This window comes from Pontibacter ummariensis, from assembly GCF_900188175.1.
GTDB lineage: Bacteria > Bacteroidota > Bacteroidia > Cytophagales > Hymenobacteraceae > Pontibacter > Pontibacter ummariensis.
Window position 1 is genome coordinate 61,779 of the sequence record NZ_FZOQ01000021.1, and the last position, 17,659, is coordinate 79,437.

The following is a 17,659-nucleotide window of genomic DNA, read 5'->3' on the forward strand; positions in this document are numbered from 1 at the left end:
AGAGCGGCTTTTATACTACTAGCAACCGTGCTACTGCTACAGGTGCCGGGCAAGGTTCACGGTCAAGAGGTGGAGCGCTCGCCCTACTACCTCAAAACACAGTTTGCCGGCGACATCGGTTTGGTTGCTGTTGGCTTTGGCAGGGAGCATTTGCAGGAGAAGCTGGAAACAGATCTCTTTTTGGGCTATCTCCCTGCAAGTGTTGGCGGTGAGCAGATCCTTACGGCAGCCTTGAAAGCGACGTATATTCCGTTTCAGGACATTCCGCTGGCGATGCTCGACTGGCAGCCCTTCAGAACCGGCCTGCAACTTGGCTATACGTTCGGTGACGACTACTTCGGTATTGAGCCCCGCGACCAGTACCCCAAGGGCTACTATGGCTTCTCCACGGCCTTGCACCTGTACTACTTTATGGGAGGCGAGCTGGACCTGGCAAGGGTAGAGGGCCTGGAGAGGCTGGGGCTGTACTATGAAGTGGGCACCATAGGCAAATACCTTATTTCGTACCTTCAAAACCCCGGCTATTTAGGACCGGGCAAAATTTTCCACCTGGCTTTGGGTGTAAAAGTATCTTTGTAAAAAACTGACACATGAGCATAGGTAAAAGTGAACCCTTAGAGTATGAGCGGGCCATGCAAGCGCTGCTGCAGCGCAGCACCGGAAAGTATAAAGCCTTTCTGTACGACTGCGATGGCACGCTGGCAGATAACATGCAGGCGCATAAAGACACCTATGTCAAAATAGCCGCCGGCAGTGGCGTGGTGCTCGACCCTGCCATTGTAGATGAGTTTGCCGGGCTGCCCATCCCTGCGGTGGTGGAGCAGATAAATGCCAGGTACGGCAGTAACTTTGATCCTATAGAATTTGAGCGGCTAAAGTCGGAGCTGTTCTACGAGGAGTTTATTGAGCAGACAAAGCCTGTGCAGTTTGTGGTGGACCACCTAATTGCACACGCCGGGAAAATAAAGATAGGTGTGGTGTCCGGAGGATCCAGGAAGATGATAGAGAAAACGCTGCAGGTGCTGCGGGTGGACAGCTTGGTGGAAGTGCTGGTTTGTGCCGGTGAAACACTTAATGGAAAGCCTTATCCCGATCCGTTTCTGTTGGCTGCCGAAAAGCTGGGCGTCAGTCCAGAAGCTTGTCTTGTTTTCGAAGACGGAGACCCTGGTGTAAAAGCCGCCGAAGCCGCAGGCATGAAATGGGTCAGGGTTGACAAAATAGCAGAGAAGACCTTGCTAGATTAAGGACTGTACTAATGTAAGCGCTAATTAAACAACACGAATACAGAGAGTAGCCAAGCATCTGGCAGTCATAAAGCTTAGAGGTTTTAAATTAAATTTTGATAATTCAAGTCATCTATCCTTACTGGAAACAGTGCTAAGTCTGTCTCTCATGTGGAAAAGGAACGATAATCAGGAAAAGCAATTGCTAGGGGGAAACTTCACAAGTCTGCTATTTCCAACCTCATCCCTCTTATCTAACATACGGTAAATTATTTATGAATAACATCCCTATATATAAATTGTCTTATAATTTACCTTATGTTAAGTAGACAGACACTAAAGCACTTGCCTTTTAGGTACTGTTCTATGGAGCAAAGTGGTTTATCCGACATTTAACCGACATAAGAGGCTTTTATCCGACATGCTAAGATTAATTGGCTTTTTCCTCTTTACTGACAGCCTTATAAAACTGGCAGCACTCTGTCAGTATATCGGCTATTTGCTGCCTCAGAAGCATAGGGCTTATCACCCTTACACCTTTCCCAAAGCTTAATATAGTGGAGATCAGCTCATAGTTAATCACGACACTAAGCTTTACCATCAGCTCATTTTCGTCATCAATCAGCGTCTCCTGCGAGCTGTGAAGGTGCTGCGTTTTAACATAGTTGCCGTCGTGTGGCAAGAAAGAAAGTATGACCTCTTCCACTTTGTCTCCCTCAAACGATATTCCAATAGCGTTTTTGAAATAAAGTTCTGGATTGAGGTCTATTGCTTTCTGATAATTACCATTTTGCGAAAGCTCTAGGCTGCAAATACGGTCAAGCCCAAACTTTCTTAACTGCCCGTTCTCATGCTGCAGGCCAAGCAAATACCACCTGTTGCGGTATTCTTTGAGTAGATAAGGGCTGAGTGTACGAGGCTTTGGGATGCTGTCGTCAAACTTTAAATAAGAGAGCCTCACAACTTTCTTGTTTCGAATAGCATCAATAAGTAAATCAAGGTGTTCATTTCCTTTTGAATAAGGAGCCTTTTCAAAGTCAATAAAGCTAAAGCCATCACTGTTCCCCTCCTGCTTTAGGTTCTTCACTAAGGTTATCACCTTGTCAATAGTAGAGGAGAATTCACTCAGTACCCCCACATGTTTGTACTGCCCCAGTGTAGCGGCGGCCATAGCGAGTGCATTGATCTCTACCTCATTCAAGGGAAGCTTCTCTATCGAGAAACTGGGGTCCGTGTAAAAGTACCCGTCTTCTTTCTTTAGGTACTCAATAGGCGCATTATAATTAAGCTGCGAACAATAGCGCATTTGGTAAATGTCGTAATCTAAGGTTCTCCTGCTTACCCTGATGTCCTTTGCTTCTCCAATCCGTTCAATTAACTCACGTTTGGACCAGTACTTTTTAGTCCTACTTCTCAGACACTCATCAATCACCTGCATGCGTACGAGCGAGTTCTTACTTTGCGGCATAAAAATTTATTTTTGAGAAAGATACAAAAAAACAGGTGAACGCAAATAGGCTGCGTTCACCTGTTTTACCTTTGGGTCAACATCAAAGAAAAAGATAACATTATGAACAACACAGAACAAAGCAAGAATGACGCTCCAGGCCAAAATAAGGAGTACAACATTATCGTAGCGGGAAGGCCAAGGACATTCAAGGGGAAAGAGATCTCCTTCAACGAAGTAATTGTGCTTGCCTATGGAGCAACCCCTCAAAACCCCAACACAGCCTACACAGTCACTTACAAAAGAGGTGAAGGAAACAAGCCCGAGGGGTCTATGGATGCAGGAGATGTTGTGAAAGTAAAAGAAGGGATGATATTCAATGTCTCAGCAACTAATAAATCGTAGCTCCGATCTCAAACGCCTTTGGGATGAAGGCTTTGAAATGGAGGTTCAAGGTGGGTATTTGTTGGTGCACCATGTACCCTACCTGAATTCCTCAGGAGAGGTAAAATACGGCATACTTGTATCTACCTTAACCCTTGCTGGGGAAATGACATTCAAGCCGGATACGCACGTGGCTTACTTTGTAGGCGAGGCCCCTTGCCACAAGGACAGGCGGAGAATGGACCACATCATCAATTCTTCCGGTAGTTATCCGCTTATCGGCGAAGTTGTAGCAAATCACTACTTGTCCAGCAAGCCTGCTCAAGGATATGCTGACTATTATGATAAGATGAGCACCTATGTAAACATTTTGTCTGCCCCTGCAGTCTCAGTGGATGATACTGTGACTGCAAGGACTTACAAAGTGGTTACAGTTGAAGGCCCAGAGGCAGTCTTCAAGTATTCCGACAGTAATTCTGCAAGAGCCAGGATAGACACGGTATCCGCCAAGCTCAAAGGCCTGAAAGTAGGTATAGTGGGACTAGGGGGTACGGGTTCCTATATACTGGATCTCGTTGCTAAAACACCGGTTGAAGCAGTTCACCTTTTTGATGGGGACACTTTGCTGCAGCACAATGCTTTCCGGGCTCCCGGAGCACCGTCTGTTGAGAAGCTGATGGAGCGCGTGAAAAAGGTAGACTATTTCAGGGAGATCTACTCAAACATGCACCGAAATATCATTGCCCATAGCCACTACGTTGACGCCTCTAACATTGCGACTTTTTCAATCATGGACTTTGTTTTCCTTTGTCTGGACAGAGGAGAGGTGAAAGCCATGATTATTGACTATCTGTATGAGAGGAACATTCCTTTCATTGACGTCGGCATAGGCATTCAAAGAGTGGAAGACGCATTGTTGGGTGATATAAGGGTAACAACAGGCACGCCTAAGAAGAGAGACCATATAAAAAAGCGGATTCCTATGGTTGATGAGGCAGAAAATGAATACAACACCAATATTCAAATTGCCGACTTAAACGCCTTAAATGCAACTCTTGCCGTGATAAAATGGAAAAAGCTGTTCGGGTTTTACCAGGACTTTGAGCAGGAGCACCATTCAACATATTCCATTAACGTAAACATGCTGCTGAGTGAAGACCGTGAGACATGAGTTTGTAGAGTACATACCGGAGAAGCTGGAAGAAGGGGTTGTTTATATCTCCGTTAGTTATGGAACCGTAGCACACAGCTGCTGTTGCGGCTGTGGAATGGAGGTGTCTACTCCGCTGTCACCTACAGACTGGAAGCTGACTTATGATGGGGAGTCGATTTCCCTTTATCCCTCCATAGGCAACTGGAACTTTCCCTGTAAATCGCACTACTGGATAACAAATAACAAGATAAGGTGGGCTGGCCAATGGAACAACAAGGAGATAAAAGAGGGGCAGCAACAAGACAGGTTTGAAAAGGCTGTATATTATGAAAAGAAGAGATCTACGGCCAGTAAAGAAGATAGAAAACTTGTAGAAGAAACAAAAGAAGAAAGCCATGTTTCCGCTAACGGCATTTGGGGAAAACTGAAAAAGTGGCTTGCTAATTTATAAGCACTGGTACTAAACTTGATTCTCCTATCTGGAATAGCAAAAACGGCTGAAGTGGTTTGAAATAAGATCATATTATTGCCCACCTCTTTCAATATTTTAGAACAGCCAGATCTGGAGATGATAATTATTATAAGCGTAACTTGTCAAGTTTAATAACGAAAAAACTTGACAAATCAAAAGGCTAATGCTTATCTTTGAATGTGTTTATACGCTACAGAAGAAGCAGAATATGAGCATTATGCAGCAAGTCCGGGAAAGAATTGAGCAGGCCCAGCCCGGGCAGCTGTTGACTTACGCTGATTTCCAGGTAAACGACAGCCAGCTGGAGGCCCTGGCGGCGGCGCTCAGCCGTCTGGCCAAGCAGGGTGTCATCAACCGGTTGACAAAAGGCCGCTACTATAAGCCAAAGGAAACTGTTTTCGGAAAAGTAAAACCATCTGAAAAAGAGATTATCAAGAGCCTGAGCACCTCCAAGGGCAAAGTCAAAGGGTACGAGAGCGGTTTGGGGCTTTACAACCAGCTGGGCCTGACCACGCAGGTTCCCCAGGAGGTGACGCTGATGACCCGCAATCAACGCCGGGTGGCGAATGTCGGGAAAACCAAGATCCGTTATGTTCAGAGCCCCACCCACTTCAAGGAGTCAGACATTGACAAGCTTCAAGTCCTGGATGCACTGCGCGGTTACAAGAAGATCCCGGACCGCAACAGCGAAAAGACGATCCTCAAGCTGCTGGAGTATATCAGAAAATTAGCCGAAGGGGACATGGATCGGCTCATGGAGCTGGCGCTGGACTACAACCCCGCTACCCGTGCCCTGCTGGGAGCCCTGCTGGAGCTGCTGGGCTATGCACAGGAGGCGGACAGGCTAAGGCAGTCGCTCAACCCGCTGACAAAATACAAACTGGGCATTAGCGAGAGCATTTTGTCCAACAGAAGAGACTGGAATATCATATGAACCTGCACCAAAACCCGGAGGTGTTCCGGGACGCCATCACGGCCACGGCAGAGGCCCTGCAGATCAGGGATGTGTATGTGGAGAAGGACAACTGGGTGACGCTTTTAGTAGAATATTTAGAAAAATATTAAATTGTAGCAATAAAATTTAACCTTAAAAAGAAGTATATCATGGGGATCAAACCAGGACCAAAAAGAATTGCTGATTCAACGGGAAAACCAGACAGGCGTCAACGAGATAATAAGGAAACTCCCAAAAACACACCATCACTAAAACCACATAAGCATAAGAAAGGGGATTGATCTATATACCCTCAAAACTGTATAAATCTGACTTACCAGATCTTTGTGTAATCAATCCGTGCGACTGACCACCATTCTGGCTCCAACACAAACTGTAAGTACTGTACACTTGCAGTTTGTGTTGGGGCTCTGGTTGCAAACCACTACAGAAAGTTGCCATAAGTTGCAGTAAATTCAACATGTCGCAACGTGGTGCAACAGATTGCCACAGGGTGCAGAGTATGCAATGAACTAATATAAGGCGCAACGGAGTGTAGAAAACTGCAGCCAAGTGGAGAATGTCCCAGAGGTACTGATTTCGGTTTGGTCAAGCGGTGCTGCAGGACCATCTTACTCAGAAGCAACATCAAGCAAGGGCCTTGTTGCTTAATGTTGCTTTGCTTCCTGACTTCGCCTATCCTTTCCCTCTACAGATCCTGTACTGTGACCTCCCTCCAAAAAACTGGGCTGCTGTAAAGTAGAAGAATTAGACCCTTAGCCTATCAAACATCTAAGCTTCCTATATAGTAGTTAAAGCTGCTCTTGTTTTCATTCTTCAGAAAGTCCACACAATAGTTCTCATTGGAGACATAGAAGTGTATTTTGCCTTCCTCACATTCCATGATGATATCCTTGGCTCTGTTTTGATGAATCTTATTGTGGTCAGGGTATGAAGCATAATCAGAATCTTTAGAATTAGCCTCTCCCTTTATTATCACATCTGGATCCATAGCCTCAAGCCATTCCTGAGGAATCTTCCCGCTTTTTCTTCCATGGTGGGGAGCAAATAGGATATTCACCTTTGGTAAAGAAACTTTGTCTTTTATTTTCTCCATAAAGTCCTTTTCCAAGTCACCCATCCATATCGCAGTGACTCCACCTTTCATGCTGTACTTTATAATGCATGAGATATTGTTAGGACTTTCCCCGTTTTTAGCCTTTTCTAATGCCTCTTTATAATCCTTGTCACTGACGTCTGGCCACAGAATATTATTCCCAGAGCTTCCAATGTTTTTGCCTTTGCTATCTTTTCCATCTTGATTCATCCATTTCCTCGAAGATCCCTTTTGAATATAGAAGGCTTTCGAAGAATCTCGTAATTCACAATACCTTTTGAAACCAGGTGTTTCTTTTGATTTTGTTGTCTCGTTTTTACCACAGTAAAAGTTTTGGATACCTATTTCATCATCTAGGTAATCAAGCATTTGGATATGATCCTCATCAGGGTGAGTTGATATAAACCTGGTGATATCTTTATATTTCTTCTCTGTTATAATTTCTTCGACAATTTCTTTTTTGTTTTCATCAGATAAGCAGCAGTCAATAATTGTAAAGTTGCTCGATCCATGCTTTATGTAAAACATGTCTCCGTTACCGGCTGAGAAGGATTTTATAATAACCATTATTTATTGATTTTTGACTTGTCGTGCTTGTTTGCCTCAACTCGCTTACTTAAATAAACAGACTGCTTACGATAGGAAAATGCGAACATCACCAGCAGTGCCATGATCAGTAAATGAATCCTGTTTTGCTCAAGCCAATGAAGCTTTGACTCAAACTCCAAATAAGCCATGACTAACCCGAGAATGATGAACATTGAAGTTATGGTTCTGTAGGTGTTACTAACTTCTAAGCACAGCTCAATCTTTTGATCTCTTTCTGAGGCAGAGATATAATCTCGATAGTCGGAGAACTCCAAAAATTTAATATTCTTTAGAACAGGCTCTATTACTAGCGAACCAAATCTACTTATGACTAACCCTATAAAGTAATACACAAAAGCACCTATCAACATGTCTTCTTGTAGAAGGGACAGCCTAGTCAGCTTATCTGCCAGTACTGCAAATAAAGCCCCAGGGAACAGAAAATTGAATATGTTATAGGATGATATCTTGCTTATGAGCTCGTTCATAAAACCATAATTGTTACAACTGCCTTTGTTTTTCAGAACATACAGTTGACGGGTGATCAGCTAAAGTGCTTTAGCTCAAAGGCAAACTTTTGATAGCTAATTGTTTCTCTTTTTTCATGGTTCTGAAGCCATGCGCTCTCTTCATGGCTAAGGTCCACGATTTTCTTAGTGGATAAAGGGCAAAGGTTCTTCTTAACTGCCTCAAGCACTTCTAGCTCCAGCGGAGTGAACAGGGAGGCATCAAAATCTTGCAATCCCTGAAACACATCAGCATAGTAGTCTTTGATCAACTTAGACGTTATTTGAATCAGACCATCATCCACAAGCTTCATATAAAGCTTATCGTACTCAGCGGGCACCGGCCCCAGCGGGATTGCCCTGTAGGTGATGCCAGTCATGGATACCCCTGCTTTTTTAAAATAACCAAAGTCTGCGTAGAACAGCAGCTTGTTGAGCTTAGTCTTGTTAATGTCATTCTTGCCGTCCGAGAAAAAGCTGATGAGTTGCGCTATACGCTCAAAGTCTGGCCTCCTATAGCCAGAGAACGCGTTGGGATTCTCATTTCTGAAGATTCGCTCTGCCAAAAGCATATTCCACAGATTCTTTTGACGTGCTTCGATGATCTTCTCGGCTCTCTGGATAAGCTTTGCCGCCTCTTTTGGGTCTAGCATGTGCTCGCTTGCCCGTACCTGCTTGATAAAGTCATCAGGTTCTTTGATCGCCAGTATCAACCTCCCGTTAGCCACGGACGGAACCTCGCCCGCCTCGTATAGCCTGTACTGGTTGGCTCCAAAGCCTAATATTAGGGACATTTTACTGGCTGGTGCCCCATACTGCTCCCGAATAGCCTTTATTTCATCCGGAAAGGGGATGCCATACTTTTCCCTGTACTGGTTGTACACCTGGTTCAGATTCATGGTGTCCAGCAGTTCGTCTGTGAACTGCTCCCCGCTATCCTCACACAGATAATAGTGGTACATTACCTCGAACTTCTCCTTGCGGAACGACAGCACCGTTGGCTCCATGGCCAGCTTCATTTCCTTGCCTGTTATTGGGCTTTCCATCGCTCTTGTTTATTTTTTAAAAGGGTAATGCATGGGGTGGGCTGCCTTGTGAAATGAGATGCAGATCACTTTGGAGTTTGGCCTCCCCATGGAAATCTTGATGTATACTTCCTGCTTCTTGATGTTCTTGCCGAACACCCACATGCTGGCTATTCCGAAGAGCCTGTCATCCAGTGGGCCCTCACAGTAGTCTTCCACCTCCAGGTTTTTTATTGTCTCGGTCCTGGATGCAGGGGTAATCTCCAGGTTCAGCAAATCCTGTGAGTTCTTGGGCCGCTCATCGCGGAAGAGTATGCTGAAGACGCTCATTTTGACCTTGAAGTCATCAAGAAAACTCTTTACTTCATCCCTGCTTGCCATTTGATAACGCAAAAATATGTAACATTGTTTCAAATTTCAACTTTATAGTTTAATAATATTTAATTAGCAGGTTAATAATAACTATAAAGTTTAAAATAAGACTATAAGCTTTCTTTTAGAAGTACTCTATCTATAGTCTGCATCAGCTCTGCTGTCTTGCTTAAGGCAACTATCATCCGCTGGTAGTGCATCACGTCCTCTATCTGGAGCTCACGGCCCTTTCGGTCCTTCAGCCATTTCTGGGCAGGCTGATACCCCCCTATGTAGAATTCCCACGCCACCTTGGGCACACCATCGAAGTACTGTGAGTTGCTTATATAGACGCGCCCCTTATCACCATCCGGAGCCGGTTCGAACCTCGGTTTTTCCACCGCGTTGCTGCCGCTCTCTGGATATCTGGTGATGAGCTTTTTGAGGGCTGGATGCTCCAACAGGTGCAGTTGGCGAAGTTCTCCTCCCAGCGCCACCAGTTGCCAAAATTGTTCCGCTGAGGTTGGGTACGGGATCCGCGGGAAATCTATTTTCAGGAACTCCTTATACTTGCTGCGGTAGCTGGGCGCGTGCAGCACGGCGTAAATGTAATCGAGCAGGTCTAGCGGGGCGAAGGTATCTTTGAAATCGTCGCGCAGTTCAGGGCTATCAGCAAAACACACGCGGCCCTCTCCTTCTTTCTCAGGCACGAAACGCAGGTTTATACATTTGGCAAACTTTGCCACCAGCTTCGCATCCAGGTTCGGCTGCCGCTCCGCCTCCATACCTTCTAACTTCGTCTGCTCTTTGTTTTCAGGATATAGGTAGAGCGGGAATTGATACGACTGTTCTTTGGTTTGTAAAGAAACAGAGTTAAGATCTGAGATTATATTTGATACGAAACAATGTTGGAAATCAAACGTGCTTAATTGTCGACAAAGCACCAAACTGATATTCTCATTATAGTTTAAATACCCGGTGTATGGCTCTCTGGGATATGCGATAAATCCTTTAGACTTGCCAGAATGCATGGTGTATCTATTGTCAAAAGGGCGGTAAAAAATCTTTATAGTTCTAGGCTGATTATTTATCACATCATTCTTTGCCCATTCGATTCTCCAATCTCTACCATCATCTGGCAAATTATACTTCTTGCGTAGAGCATCTACATCAAAAGTCTTAAAGTCAGCAATTTTCTTCTCTATAGAAGGTAAATCGAAATTTATAGTTAGTGCATCTCTTTTTGTCTGCACACCAGAATTGTACTTCGTTAGAATCTCAGTTACACCAAAGCCTTGTCTATACTCGTCTAACAGCTCAAAATTTTTAGGCACAAAGAACAAACTTGGTTCTTCCAGAGTCAGATGATTCCACTTTATACTTCCGACTGAATTTTCTGCTAACCCACGATACTTCAGGTTCCTGTTTCCGAACAATTCTGCAAAATATAAATCAGCATATTTATTAGGTTTTCCTTCAGTCTTCACAAAAAGCGAAATCGAAACTCCCTGCTGAATATCGAACACGTTCTCATCTTTGCTTCCGTCCGGAGCGACTTCATTTTTCTTAGCGCTTCCGTGTAAGTCCAGCACATAAATTTTATCGAAGGTTTCGAGCAAATGCTTGCGCATCTGGCGGTGTGTGATGCCGTCTATGAAGGAATTGTTCGTGATCATCGCTACAATTCCCTGCCCCGTTTTCTCAATGTAGTGTTCGGCGTACCGGATGAACTTAATGTAATCATCATCCAGATTAATTTTCCGTTCTTTCAGCCCAACTTTATAATCCGCAATCAAATTCTGAATCCACTCCCCTTTGTTGCTGCTGCTAACACTATACGGCGGGTTGCCGAGCACGACCATCACGGGTGTTTCGCGTTTGATGGCGTTGGCTTCGGCGGCTTCGTTGCTGAGCCACTGCGTGAACAGGTTGAGCTGGTTGGTGGTGGCCTCTTCTAAAGAGTTGGTGAGGTACACCTTGAAGCGGCGCGGATTCAGGGGCTTATAGCCGGTTTCGGCCAGCAGCAGGTCTAGTTTCAGGTGGCACATGGCGTAGCTGGCCATCAGTATCTCAAAGCCGTTGAGGCGCGGCAGCAGGTTCTTCTCCACGTACTGGCTCCAAATGCCCTCCTGCCCCTCAAACTGCTGGTATACGTGCTTCACTACCTCGGCCAGAAAAGTGCCGGTGCCCGTGGCAGGGTCCAGCACCTGCACGCGGTGCACGGTTTGCTTTGCCTTTTTTACATTGTCTTTGGTGCGCTTGTCGGTTAGCTGGGTGGCTACTTCTATCTCAGTGGTTTCAGTGCTGGCCAGGCCGTCTTTCAGATTAAACTCCGTTTTCAGGATATCATCCACAGCACGCACAATAAAATTTACCACCGGCTCGGGCGTATACCACACGCCACGGCTCTTGCGCAGGGCCGGATTATACTCGCTCAGAAAGGTTTCATAGAAGTGGATAATCGGGTCGTGAGTCTGGGTGCTTTTACCGAAGTTCTTGAGTATGGCCGCCACATCGGTCGCCCGGAACACATCGGCCAGGGCATCTACGATCCAGGCCAAGCGCTGGTCCAGGTCATAGCCGGCAATGTACTGGAACAGCTTGCGCAGAAAGGGGTTAGTCTGCGGAATCAGGCTGGCAGCCTCCTGGCGGCTAAACGTGGGTAGCGTGGGGTCGTGGAGGCGGGCGGCAAACATGCCGTAGGCAATGCTCTGGGCGTAGATGTCGGCAAAGTCGGCAGGCGTGATGTCGTGCAGCAGCACCTCCTTAAACGCAAGGTACTGCTGGTACAGACCTGTTTCAGAAGTATAGCCTATACTTTGGTTTTCGGCTTCGGTGGCTTTCACGTCGGCCTCAAGCGCCTGCTGCAGCACGTTTTGCATCAGGCGCGCTTTGCCTGCCATCATACTTGCCAGTTTTTGTGCCGAGCGGATGGTCTGGCTCACGTGCGTGCAGAAATCGCGCAGCAAATTCTCGAACCGCTCCCACTCCTGTGTCTGCGCCACCAGTTGCCCGTTTTCCAGTTTGGCAATGCGCACGGTATCCACTTTCTGCCCGTCCCGAAACAGCCGGAACTCCAGATAATCGGTTAAGATCAGGTTTTGCAAAGAGCCGAGGTAGCGCTTCATCTGATCTGATTTCTCGGTCTTGCTTAGGTCTATGTGCAGGTCTTTGGCCTCGATAAAGCCCAGCGGAATATCGTTTCGGGTGATGATGTAATCAGGGGCGCCGCAGGCCTGGCGTTTGGGCTCGTTGGTGGCCTGCACCTCGGGGTTTATACTTTCGATGAGCTGTTGCAGGTCGCCGCGGTAGGTGTGTTCGGTGGCGTTGCCGAGTTTATAGCGTTGCTGCAAAGCAGCGAAGTAGGCGGCGGTGGCGTTTGTTTGCATGGGTCTGAAGGCAGCTGGTGAGGCTGCAAAGGGTGAAAAACAAGAATAGGTTTAAAGGAAATACTTAAGATCAAATATACCTATTCAAAATATAAAAGCAGAAGCCCTGTAGTAAAAGGACTCCTGCTTATAAATATAGAGAGGCAGCTGAATCGGCACGTACCAGCGTTACTTTACACAAGACTACATATAGGGTTAAGCACACTATTTAAAGTTTGGGTATTTGACAAAGTCGAATTTTGTGTATAATTCATTAACCCTTTGTCGAATGAGGTAATTATTATCTGTTGCCTTTCTTCTACCGTATATTTGGGAATTATTATTTACCTCATCGACAATTTTCTTCACCTCCTTTTTATTGAAATTTTTCAAATTTGGGTATATGATATTATCAAAACGATCATCTGCAATAGCATATTGATCGCTTTTCCCGAACATATCAATCAAAAAGCTATAGGCTAGATCTCTTTTACCTTCACTTAGTGCACGCTCGAATACTGCCAATATACTTTCCGTATAGATATGGGTTTTATTATAGGAACTACCCCAACCTAAATTCATATCTAAAATTTTATCTACATGTTTATCTATGTCCCCAGTTAAGAATATAGAAAATGAAACAAGGTCAGCATCTTTCTCAATAATATTATTTGCTAGTATCTTGATGCTATCATTTAATTGATTATAAATTTCGGGATATCTGTTAAGAAGAGAAATCAGCTGATACAAATAATTAGTATTAATATCACTGTAATAGTCTTTTTCAGATGAAATTGACTTGTTTAACAATTCATAGTTCTTCTTTAGAAGAATACTTAAAGCTTCAAGATTGATTTCTCTGTTTTCATTACAATGCTTATCATCTGTTTTAAAAGTAATTCTCCACAATGACTTAAATATTTTTTGTATAGCGGAGGGCGATAATTTGTCGAAGTATTTAGTATTTAGGTGCTTTTCTAATTGTGGCTGATTATGAATCAAAGTCTTTACGGCAACTAACTCTTGCAATAAATCATCAAAAATTTTTCTTGATAGAAAGGCTGGTTTAGTTAAGATACCTTCTAAGGTGTTTCGTATATGAGAACGTGTTGTCTCCTTATTTGGCCGATAAAGTTCAAAGTTTTGTGTTAAAACTGGATGTGCACAAAGGTGTCTGTGCTGTTGAAGAGTTATTAAATTCAGATAGTCTGAGGGTTCAAGTAAGTTAGTTTTTTGCTTTACCAGTTCAATTAGTTTACTCTCCCAATCAGGTGACCTAGGATTCTTCTTTTGTAGATCTGTAATTTCATCTAAAATTTCTATAGCACTTGAGTCATTATACAAGTCTTTCAACTCCTCAATTTTATAAACTAAATCAGCAATAGCTATAGAATATAACATTACCACTGCAGATCTGTAGCTGTCGTTATAATATGACCTGATAACCTCCTCAAAATATTCTTTCGTTTTAGAGGAATGTATTTTCTCAGAATAAAGGTCTATTGAAAAGTCTCTCATTTTTATTGTACCTAATTATCTAAAATATTGAGCTTATTCCATTCATAGCCGAATAAGCGAAATTAAAATATAAGATATATTAAAGAATTGATTTTGCTGAACTGTACCTTTCCTCTTCCTGATCAGGAGCAGATACCTTGACCTCCCTCCGAAAAACCGGATCATTTTAAAATAGAGGAACGGGCAGTTTAATGTACTAAAAGAAAATTAATTGCTAAGATTTAGCTAAAGCTGTCCTAATTTTGGGAGGCCTCTATAACAACTATACCTACTTACTAAGTAAGCAGCCTTTTATGGAAAAGAGACACTCACTCCATTTCACTCAATGATTTTTAAAAAGACTGCACCTTATGTACTATCTAACTCTTTGGGATAGCCAAATGCATATAGCAGGAGTCTTTTAAATATATTTTTAAAAGATGAAATTAAGTTAAGAATACTTATTCCCACTACTCCAAAAATGAGAGCTAATGTATTCACTTGATCCTGTATCTCCGGATAGGATTTAAGTAACTTATATAGGAACCATACTAGTAAAAGTATTATTAAATTATATAGGACAGTACTGATGAGGCTTATCCTCTTCAAAAAGGTGCCAGCGAACTTATCAAGCACTTGTAACCTGTGGCTGTTTCCTTTACTCTTTAGTGCTATTACAGTATCAAAAGCTTTAAGCGAAGTAATTATTGTAAGGTCATTTCTATCTCCAAAAATATTGTCCTGTTCAACGATTGATGAATACGCTCTATTCAGAAAATCATCTGTAAGCAATTGAGTATTTATGATGGATAAAAACGCCACAACTAAGCCTAATGAGTTACTATTACTATAATAATCATCATTAAGAATATTTTGAAAAGTAATAGTCACGCCTGTTCGATTTCGAACTGCGACAACATCATGCATCCACCTTCTATCTGCTTTGAATTTAACTACTCCAAGAATGAGAGAGAAGATTAATAGGTCGTTATGGATAAATGGAGCTGGTGCATCTTTGTTGGGAATACGTTTACTTAATCTTTTAAAATAGTAGTCAAAGCTAGCCTCATTATTATCAAGAATGGCTTGTACAACTCCGAAATATGTTTGATCTATTTCATTTGGCTCATCAGGACACAGAAATGAACTTTTTCTCAAAAATAACAAATCATAAAATGCCTTGAGTTTAGGATTATTCTGTATCCGAGACACATACTCCATTCTCTCTTCTAAAGAAACCACTTCTTCCTCTTTAATTTAAAGTTCAAGCTATCAGCATCCCATCCCTGTACATTTCTCATCTTACTCAACAGTTTAGCAATCAATGTTGAATACAACATGGTTGCTGGATGTTCTCCAGGTAAAAAACTCCGCCATGAAATATAGGTGAAAGAAAACAGCTGCTGTACTACATATCCGAGATCTGTAAATAGGAACTGTTCAATATCTGTATTAAAATTTCCTTCAGGAGTTCTAATCCTAATTTGGATAGGACTGCTTATGCCATGTTTATCAGTTTTTAACTCATGTGCACCAAGCATCTGAACCAAGGCTGTAGTAGAATCTAAGAAAATGTTTGTTCCCCTTTCAGGTATAAGATGGCCTTTCAATTCTGTTGAACCATAATATTTCGGTACACCTCTCTGATTGATGTCGAATATTTTAAAAGGATGTGTTTTACCTATTGTAACAAAAGCAAATTGAATCTTATATTGAGAAAACTGCCTTATTAATTCACTTACAACCTCATACTCTACATTTTTAATTGGTTTAAAAATGTGGAATATGAGCCTTATTGTATCTCCTTCAGTCCAACCAAATTCTTTCTCCAACCTTTCAAAAGAGTTCTTTAAACTTCTCAGAAGTTCTTTAAAGTAATCGGCATATTGTACTTCTTTAGCCTTATCACTTAATAAGTATTGACCATCACTAGACATAAATGTAGTAATGCCTACTATACGATCTTGGGCAGCACCTTTGAAAGCATTCTCTCTAACCCAACTATGGCCAACTCCTACAATAATTTCTCTATCTACTGAACGACTTGAGGGCAAAACCCAAGGCGTACCACCTAGTTTAGCATAAATTTGTAGCGCAATAGAGTTTAATATGTATTCATTGTGATTAGCAATAACTTCAGAAGTGACGAACTGAGCAGGTACTTCCAATAGAAGTAATTTTGCTTTGATTCTATAATAAGGGTTAGTGCTATCAGGATACCTCTTAAACTTACTTGGTATCTCTATAATTGCCAGATCAGGCTTTTTATCAATGTCTTTGATTACTCTTAAATACTCATCAACATCATCTGAATTTATATCTTCGATAATTTTATTTATATGCTGAAATTCATATTTCTTGTGAAGCCCCTTTTTGAAATATTTAGAATTTGGTAAACCATCAATCAGGTTAGCCAAGAAGGAGGTAAATTTACCTCTGTTTTCTTTTCTACCTATACACAGCACTAATGGAGTTTTAGGTTCAAAAGTTATTGAGTCATAGGGACCAAAATTTGTTAGCCCCGAATCCGCACTTCGGCTATCTGTTTTGGTGGCTGCATAATCAAATATGAACGCAGGAGTCTTCAATTCTATACTGTTAGAAGCAGAATACATTCTGTTGTCAACAGTAAAACAGAAACCATCTTTGTTTTTAAATAGCAGAGGAACAGTTTCACCATCACTGTTTTTATCTGTGAATAAAACCCCTGCGATGCTTAATATTTCATTTCGCAGATGTTCCGCATTGTAAAGCTCATGTCTTTTACTTTCAATAAAAGCCAATATCTGATTGCTCTTTTGTTCTGATAAAGTGTATGATAAATATGCGCCGATATTATACTTCGTCTTCCGGATGCTAAGATGTGATAAATCGTGTAGCTGCTCACCTTCATTTGTATCTACCAAAGCATGTTCACCCTCTACTTTCTTAACAGTGCCAATTAGCTCTTCATCAGGTGCTAAAACTCCTTTCAAGCCTGGTAAATAGTCACTCCTAAGAACCTCTAGTCCTGTGATGTCAAAACCCTCAGAAGCAAGCTCTTTACATGTTTTATTGAATATCCAATTTCGTTTGATATTTATTGTAAAGCCAAATCTGACCTGGTTACCTAGTACACATTTCCTTAATTGAACTTCTATTAATTTTTTATAGGCAACTTTATTCTTTAAATAATCAGGCAGTAAACTGTAAATAACATCATCTTTATCCTTTCTAGAAAAAAATCTAAAAGGGTAAAAGTCAACTGGTATATAGCCGGGAAATCTGTCTTTAAAAGTCCTAAAGAAAATGTGCTTGATTAAAGCTGAAGTTATTTTTTCATCCCCAAATACATCTCTGGTTACAGGTGAACCAATTTCAATACCATCTTCACCTTCTTTATTTGAGATATAAATATTATCTCCGTTCCTAAAAAAAGAGTGTGTACTATTGAATTTATCCCTTAATTCATCTAATCTTTCCTTTGAAAATGGCTCTGTATTAATGTGAAACTGATCAAAGGGTATTTGTATTGGAAAGAAGTTTATCTGCATAGCTATTCTTTAGGACCTAACAGTTTTTGCTTAACCATATAATAACCACAATATATAACTT

General features: G+C 42.3%; 16 protein-coding genes. 7 read left to right on the top strand and 9 right to left on the bottom strand.

Features of this window, described 5'->3' with window-relative positions; genetic code table 11:
- Window positions 1-27: 27 nt before the first annotated feature.
- Both CHB92_RS19250 and CHB92_RS19255 read left to right on the top strand, forming a co-directional pair.
- Window positions 28-579: a hypothetical protein gene (locus CHB92_RS19250; protein WP_106219174.1), complete on the top strand. Its 552-nt coding sequence runs from the start codon at window positions 28-30 to the stop codon at window positions 577-579.
- A gap of 11 nt (window positions 580-590) precedes the next feature.
- Window positions 591-1,244 carry an HAD family hydrolase gene (locus tag CHB92_RS19255; protein ID WP_089320870.1) on the top strand — a complete coding sequence of 218 codons (654 nt, stop codon included), beginning with the start codon at window positions 591-593 and terminating at the stop codon, window positions 1,242-1,244.
- 409 nt (window positions 1,245-1,653) lie between these two features.
- On the opposite strand, the gene CHB92_RS19260 is transcribed toward CHB92_RS19255, so the two are convergent.
- Complete coding sequence (locus tag CHB92_RS19260) at window positions 1,654-2,691, bottom strand: helix-turn-helix transcriptional regulator (protein ID WP_089320871.1); 1,038 nt, start codon at window positions 2,689-2,691, stop codon at window positions 1,654-1,656.
- Between the two features lie 102 nt (window positions 2,692-2,793).
- Here CHB92_RS19260 and CHB92_RS19265 point away from each other — a divergent pair, with 102 nt between their 5' ends.
- The 5 genes from CHB92_RS19265 to CHB92_RS26320 all read left to right on the top strand — a co-directional run bounded on the left by CHB92_RS19265 (window position 2,794) and on the right by CHB92_RS26320 (window position 5,744).
- Entirely contained in the window at window positions 2,794-3,075 is a 282-nt protein-coding gene (locus tag CHB92_RS19265; protein ID WP_089320872.1) for a multiubiquitin domain-containing protein, read from the top strand.
- Complete coding sequence (locus CHB92_RS19270) at window positions 3,050-4,225, top strand: ThiF family adenylyltransferase (protein WP_089320873.1); 1,176 nt, start codon at window positions 3,050-3,052, stop codon at window positions 4,223-4,225. Before CHB92_RS19265 ends, CHB92_RS19270 begins: the two co-directional genes overlap by 26 nt.
- Window positions 4,206-4,658, top strand: a complete 453-nt coding sequence (locus CHB92_RS19275) for a DUF6527 family protein (protein ID WP_179223112.1) — start codon at window positions 4,206-4,208, stop codon at window positions 4,656-4,658. Before CHB92_RS19270 ends, CHB92_RS19275 begins: the two co-directional genes overlap by 20 nt.
- Window positions 4,659-4,887: 229 nt before the next feature.
- Window positions 4,888-5,613, top strand: a complete 726-nt coding sequence (locus CHB92_RS19280) for a DUF6088 family protein (protein ID WP_144266347.1) — start codon at window positions 4,888-4,890, stop codon at window positions 5,611-5,613.
- Window positions 5,610-5,744: a hypothetical protein gene (locus CHB92_RS26320; RefSeq protein ID WP_258179109.1), complete on the top strand. Its 135-nt coding sequence runs from the start codon at window positions 5,610-5,612 to the stop codon at window positions 5,742-5,744. The genes CHB92_RS19280 and CHB92_RS26320 overlap by 4 nt, the downstream gene beginning before the upstream one ends.
- A gap of 653 nt (window positions 5,745-6,397) precedes the next feature.
- Here the strand turns inward: CHB92_RS26320 and CHB92_RS19285 are convergent.
- The 8 genes from CHB92_RS19285 to CHB92_RS19320 form a co-directional block, all read right to left on the bottom strand.
- Window positions 6,398-7,297 carry a ComEC/Rec2 family competence protein gene (locus tag CHB92_RS19285; RefSeq protein ID WP_089320875.1) on the bottom strand — a complete coding sequence of 300 codons (900 nt, stop codon included), beginning with the start codon at window positions 7,295-7,297 and terminating at the stop codon, window positions 6,398-6,400.
- Window positions 7,297-7,806 carry a hypothetical protein gene (locus CHB92_RS19290; protein WP_089320876.1) on the bottom strand — a complete coding sequence of 170 codons (510 nt, stop codon included), beginning with the start codon at window positions 7,804-7,806 and terminating at the stop codon, window positions 7,297-7,299. Before CHB92_RS19290 ends, CHB92_RS19285 begins: the two co-directional genes overlap by 1 nt.
- Window positions 7,807-7,862: 56 nt before the next feature.
- Entirely contained in the window at window positions 7,863-8,870 is a 1,008-nt protein-coding gene (locus tag CHB92_RS19295; protein WP_089320877.1) for a type II toxin-antitoxin system antitoxin SocA domain-containing protein, read from the bottom strand.
- 9 nt (window positions 8,871-8,879) lie between these two features.
- Complete coding sequence (locus tag CHB92_RS19300; RefSeq protein ID WP_089320878.1) at window positions 8,880-9,230, bottom strand: toxin; 351 nt, start codon at window positions 9,228-9,230, stop codon at window positions 8,880-8,882.
- A gap of 101 nt (window positions 9,231-9,331) precedes the next feature.
- A complete protein-coding gene (locus tag CHB92_RS19305) occupies window positions 9,332-12,589 on the bottom strand; it encodes a type ISP restriction/modification enzyme (RefSeq protein WP_089320879.1) in 3,258 nt (1,085 codons plus the stop codon).
- A 204-nt stretch (window positions 12,590-12,793) separates the two neighbouring features.
- On the bottom strand, window positions 12,794-14,086 hold the full coding sequence (locus tag CHB92_RS19310) for a hypothetical protein (RefSeq protein ID WP_089320880.1): 1,293 nt from the start codon (window positions 14,084-14,086) through the stop codon (window positions 12,794-12,796).
- Between the two features lie 348 nt (window positions 14,087-14,434).
- A complete protein-coding gene (locus CHB92_RS19315; RefSeq protein WP_106219175.1) occupies window positions 14,435-15,307 on the bottom strand; it encodes a hypothetical protein in 873 nt (290 codons plus the stop codon).
- The gene (locus CHB92_RS19320) at window positions 15,295-17,598 is read right to left on the bottom strand and encodes a Piwi domain-containing protein (protein ID WP_089320882.1); all 2,304 of its coding nucleotides are present in this window, start codon (window positions 17,596-17,598) and stop codon (window positions 15,295-15,297) included. The genes CHB92_RS19315 and CHB92_RS19320 overlap by 13 nt, the downstream gene beginning before the upstream one ends.
- Window positions 17,599-17,659: the final 61 nt, after the last annotated feature.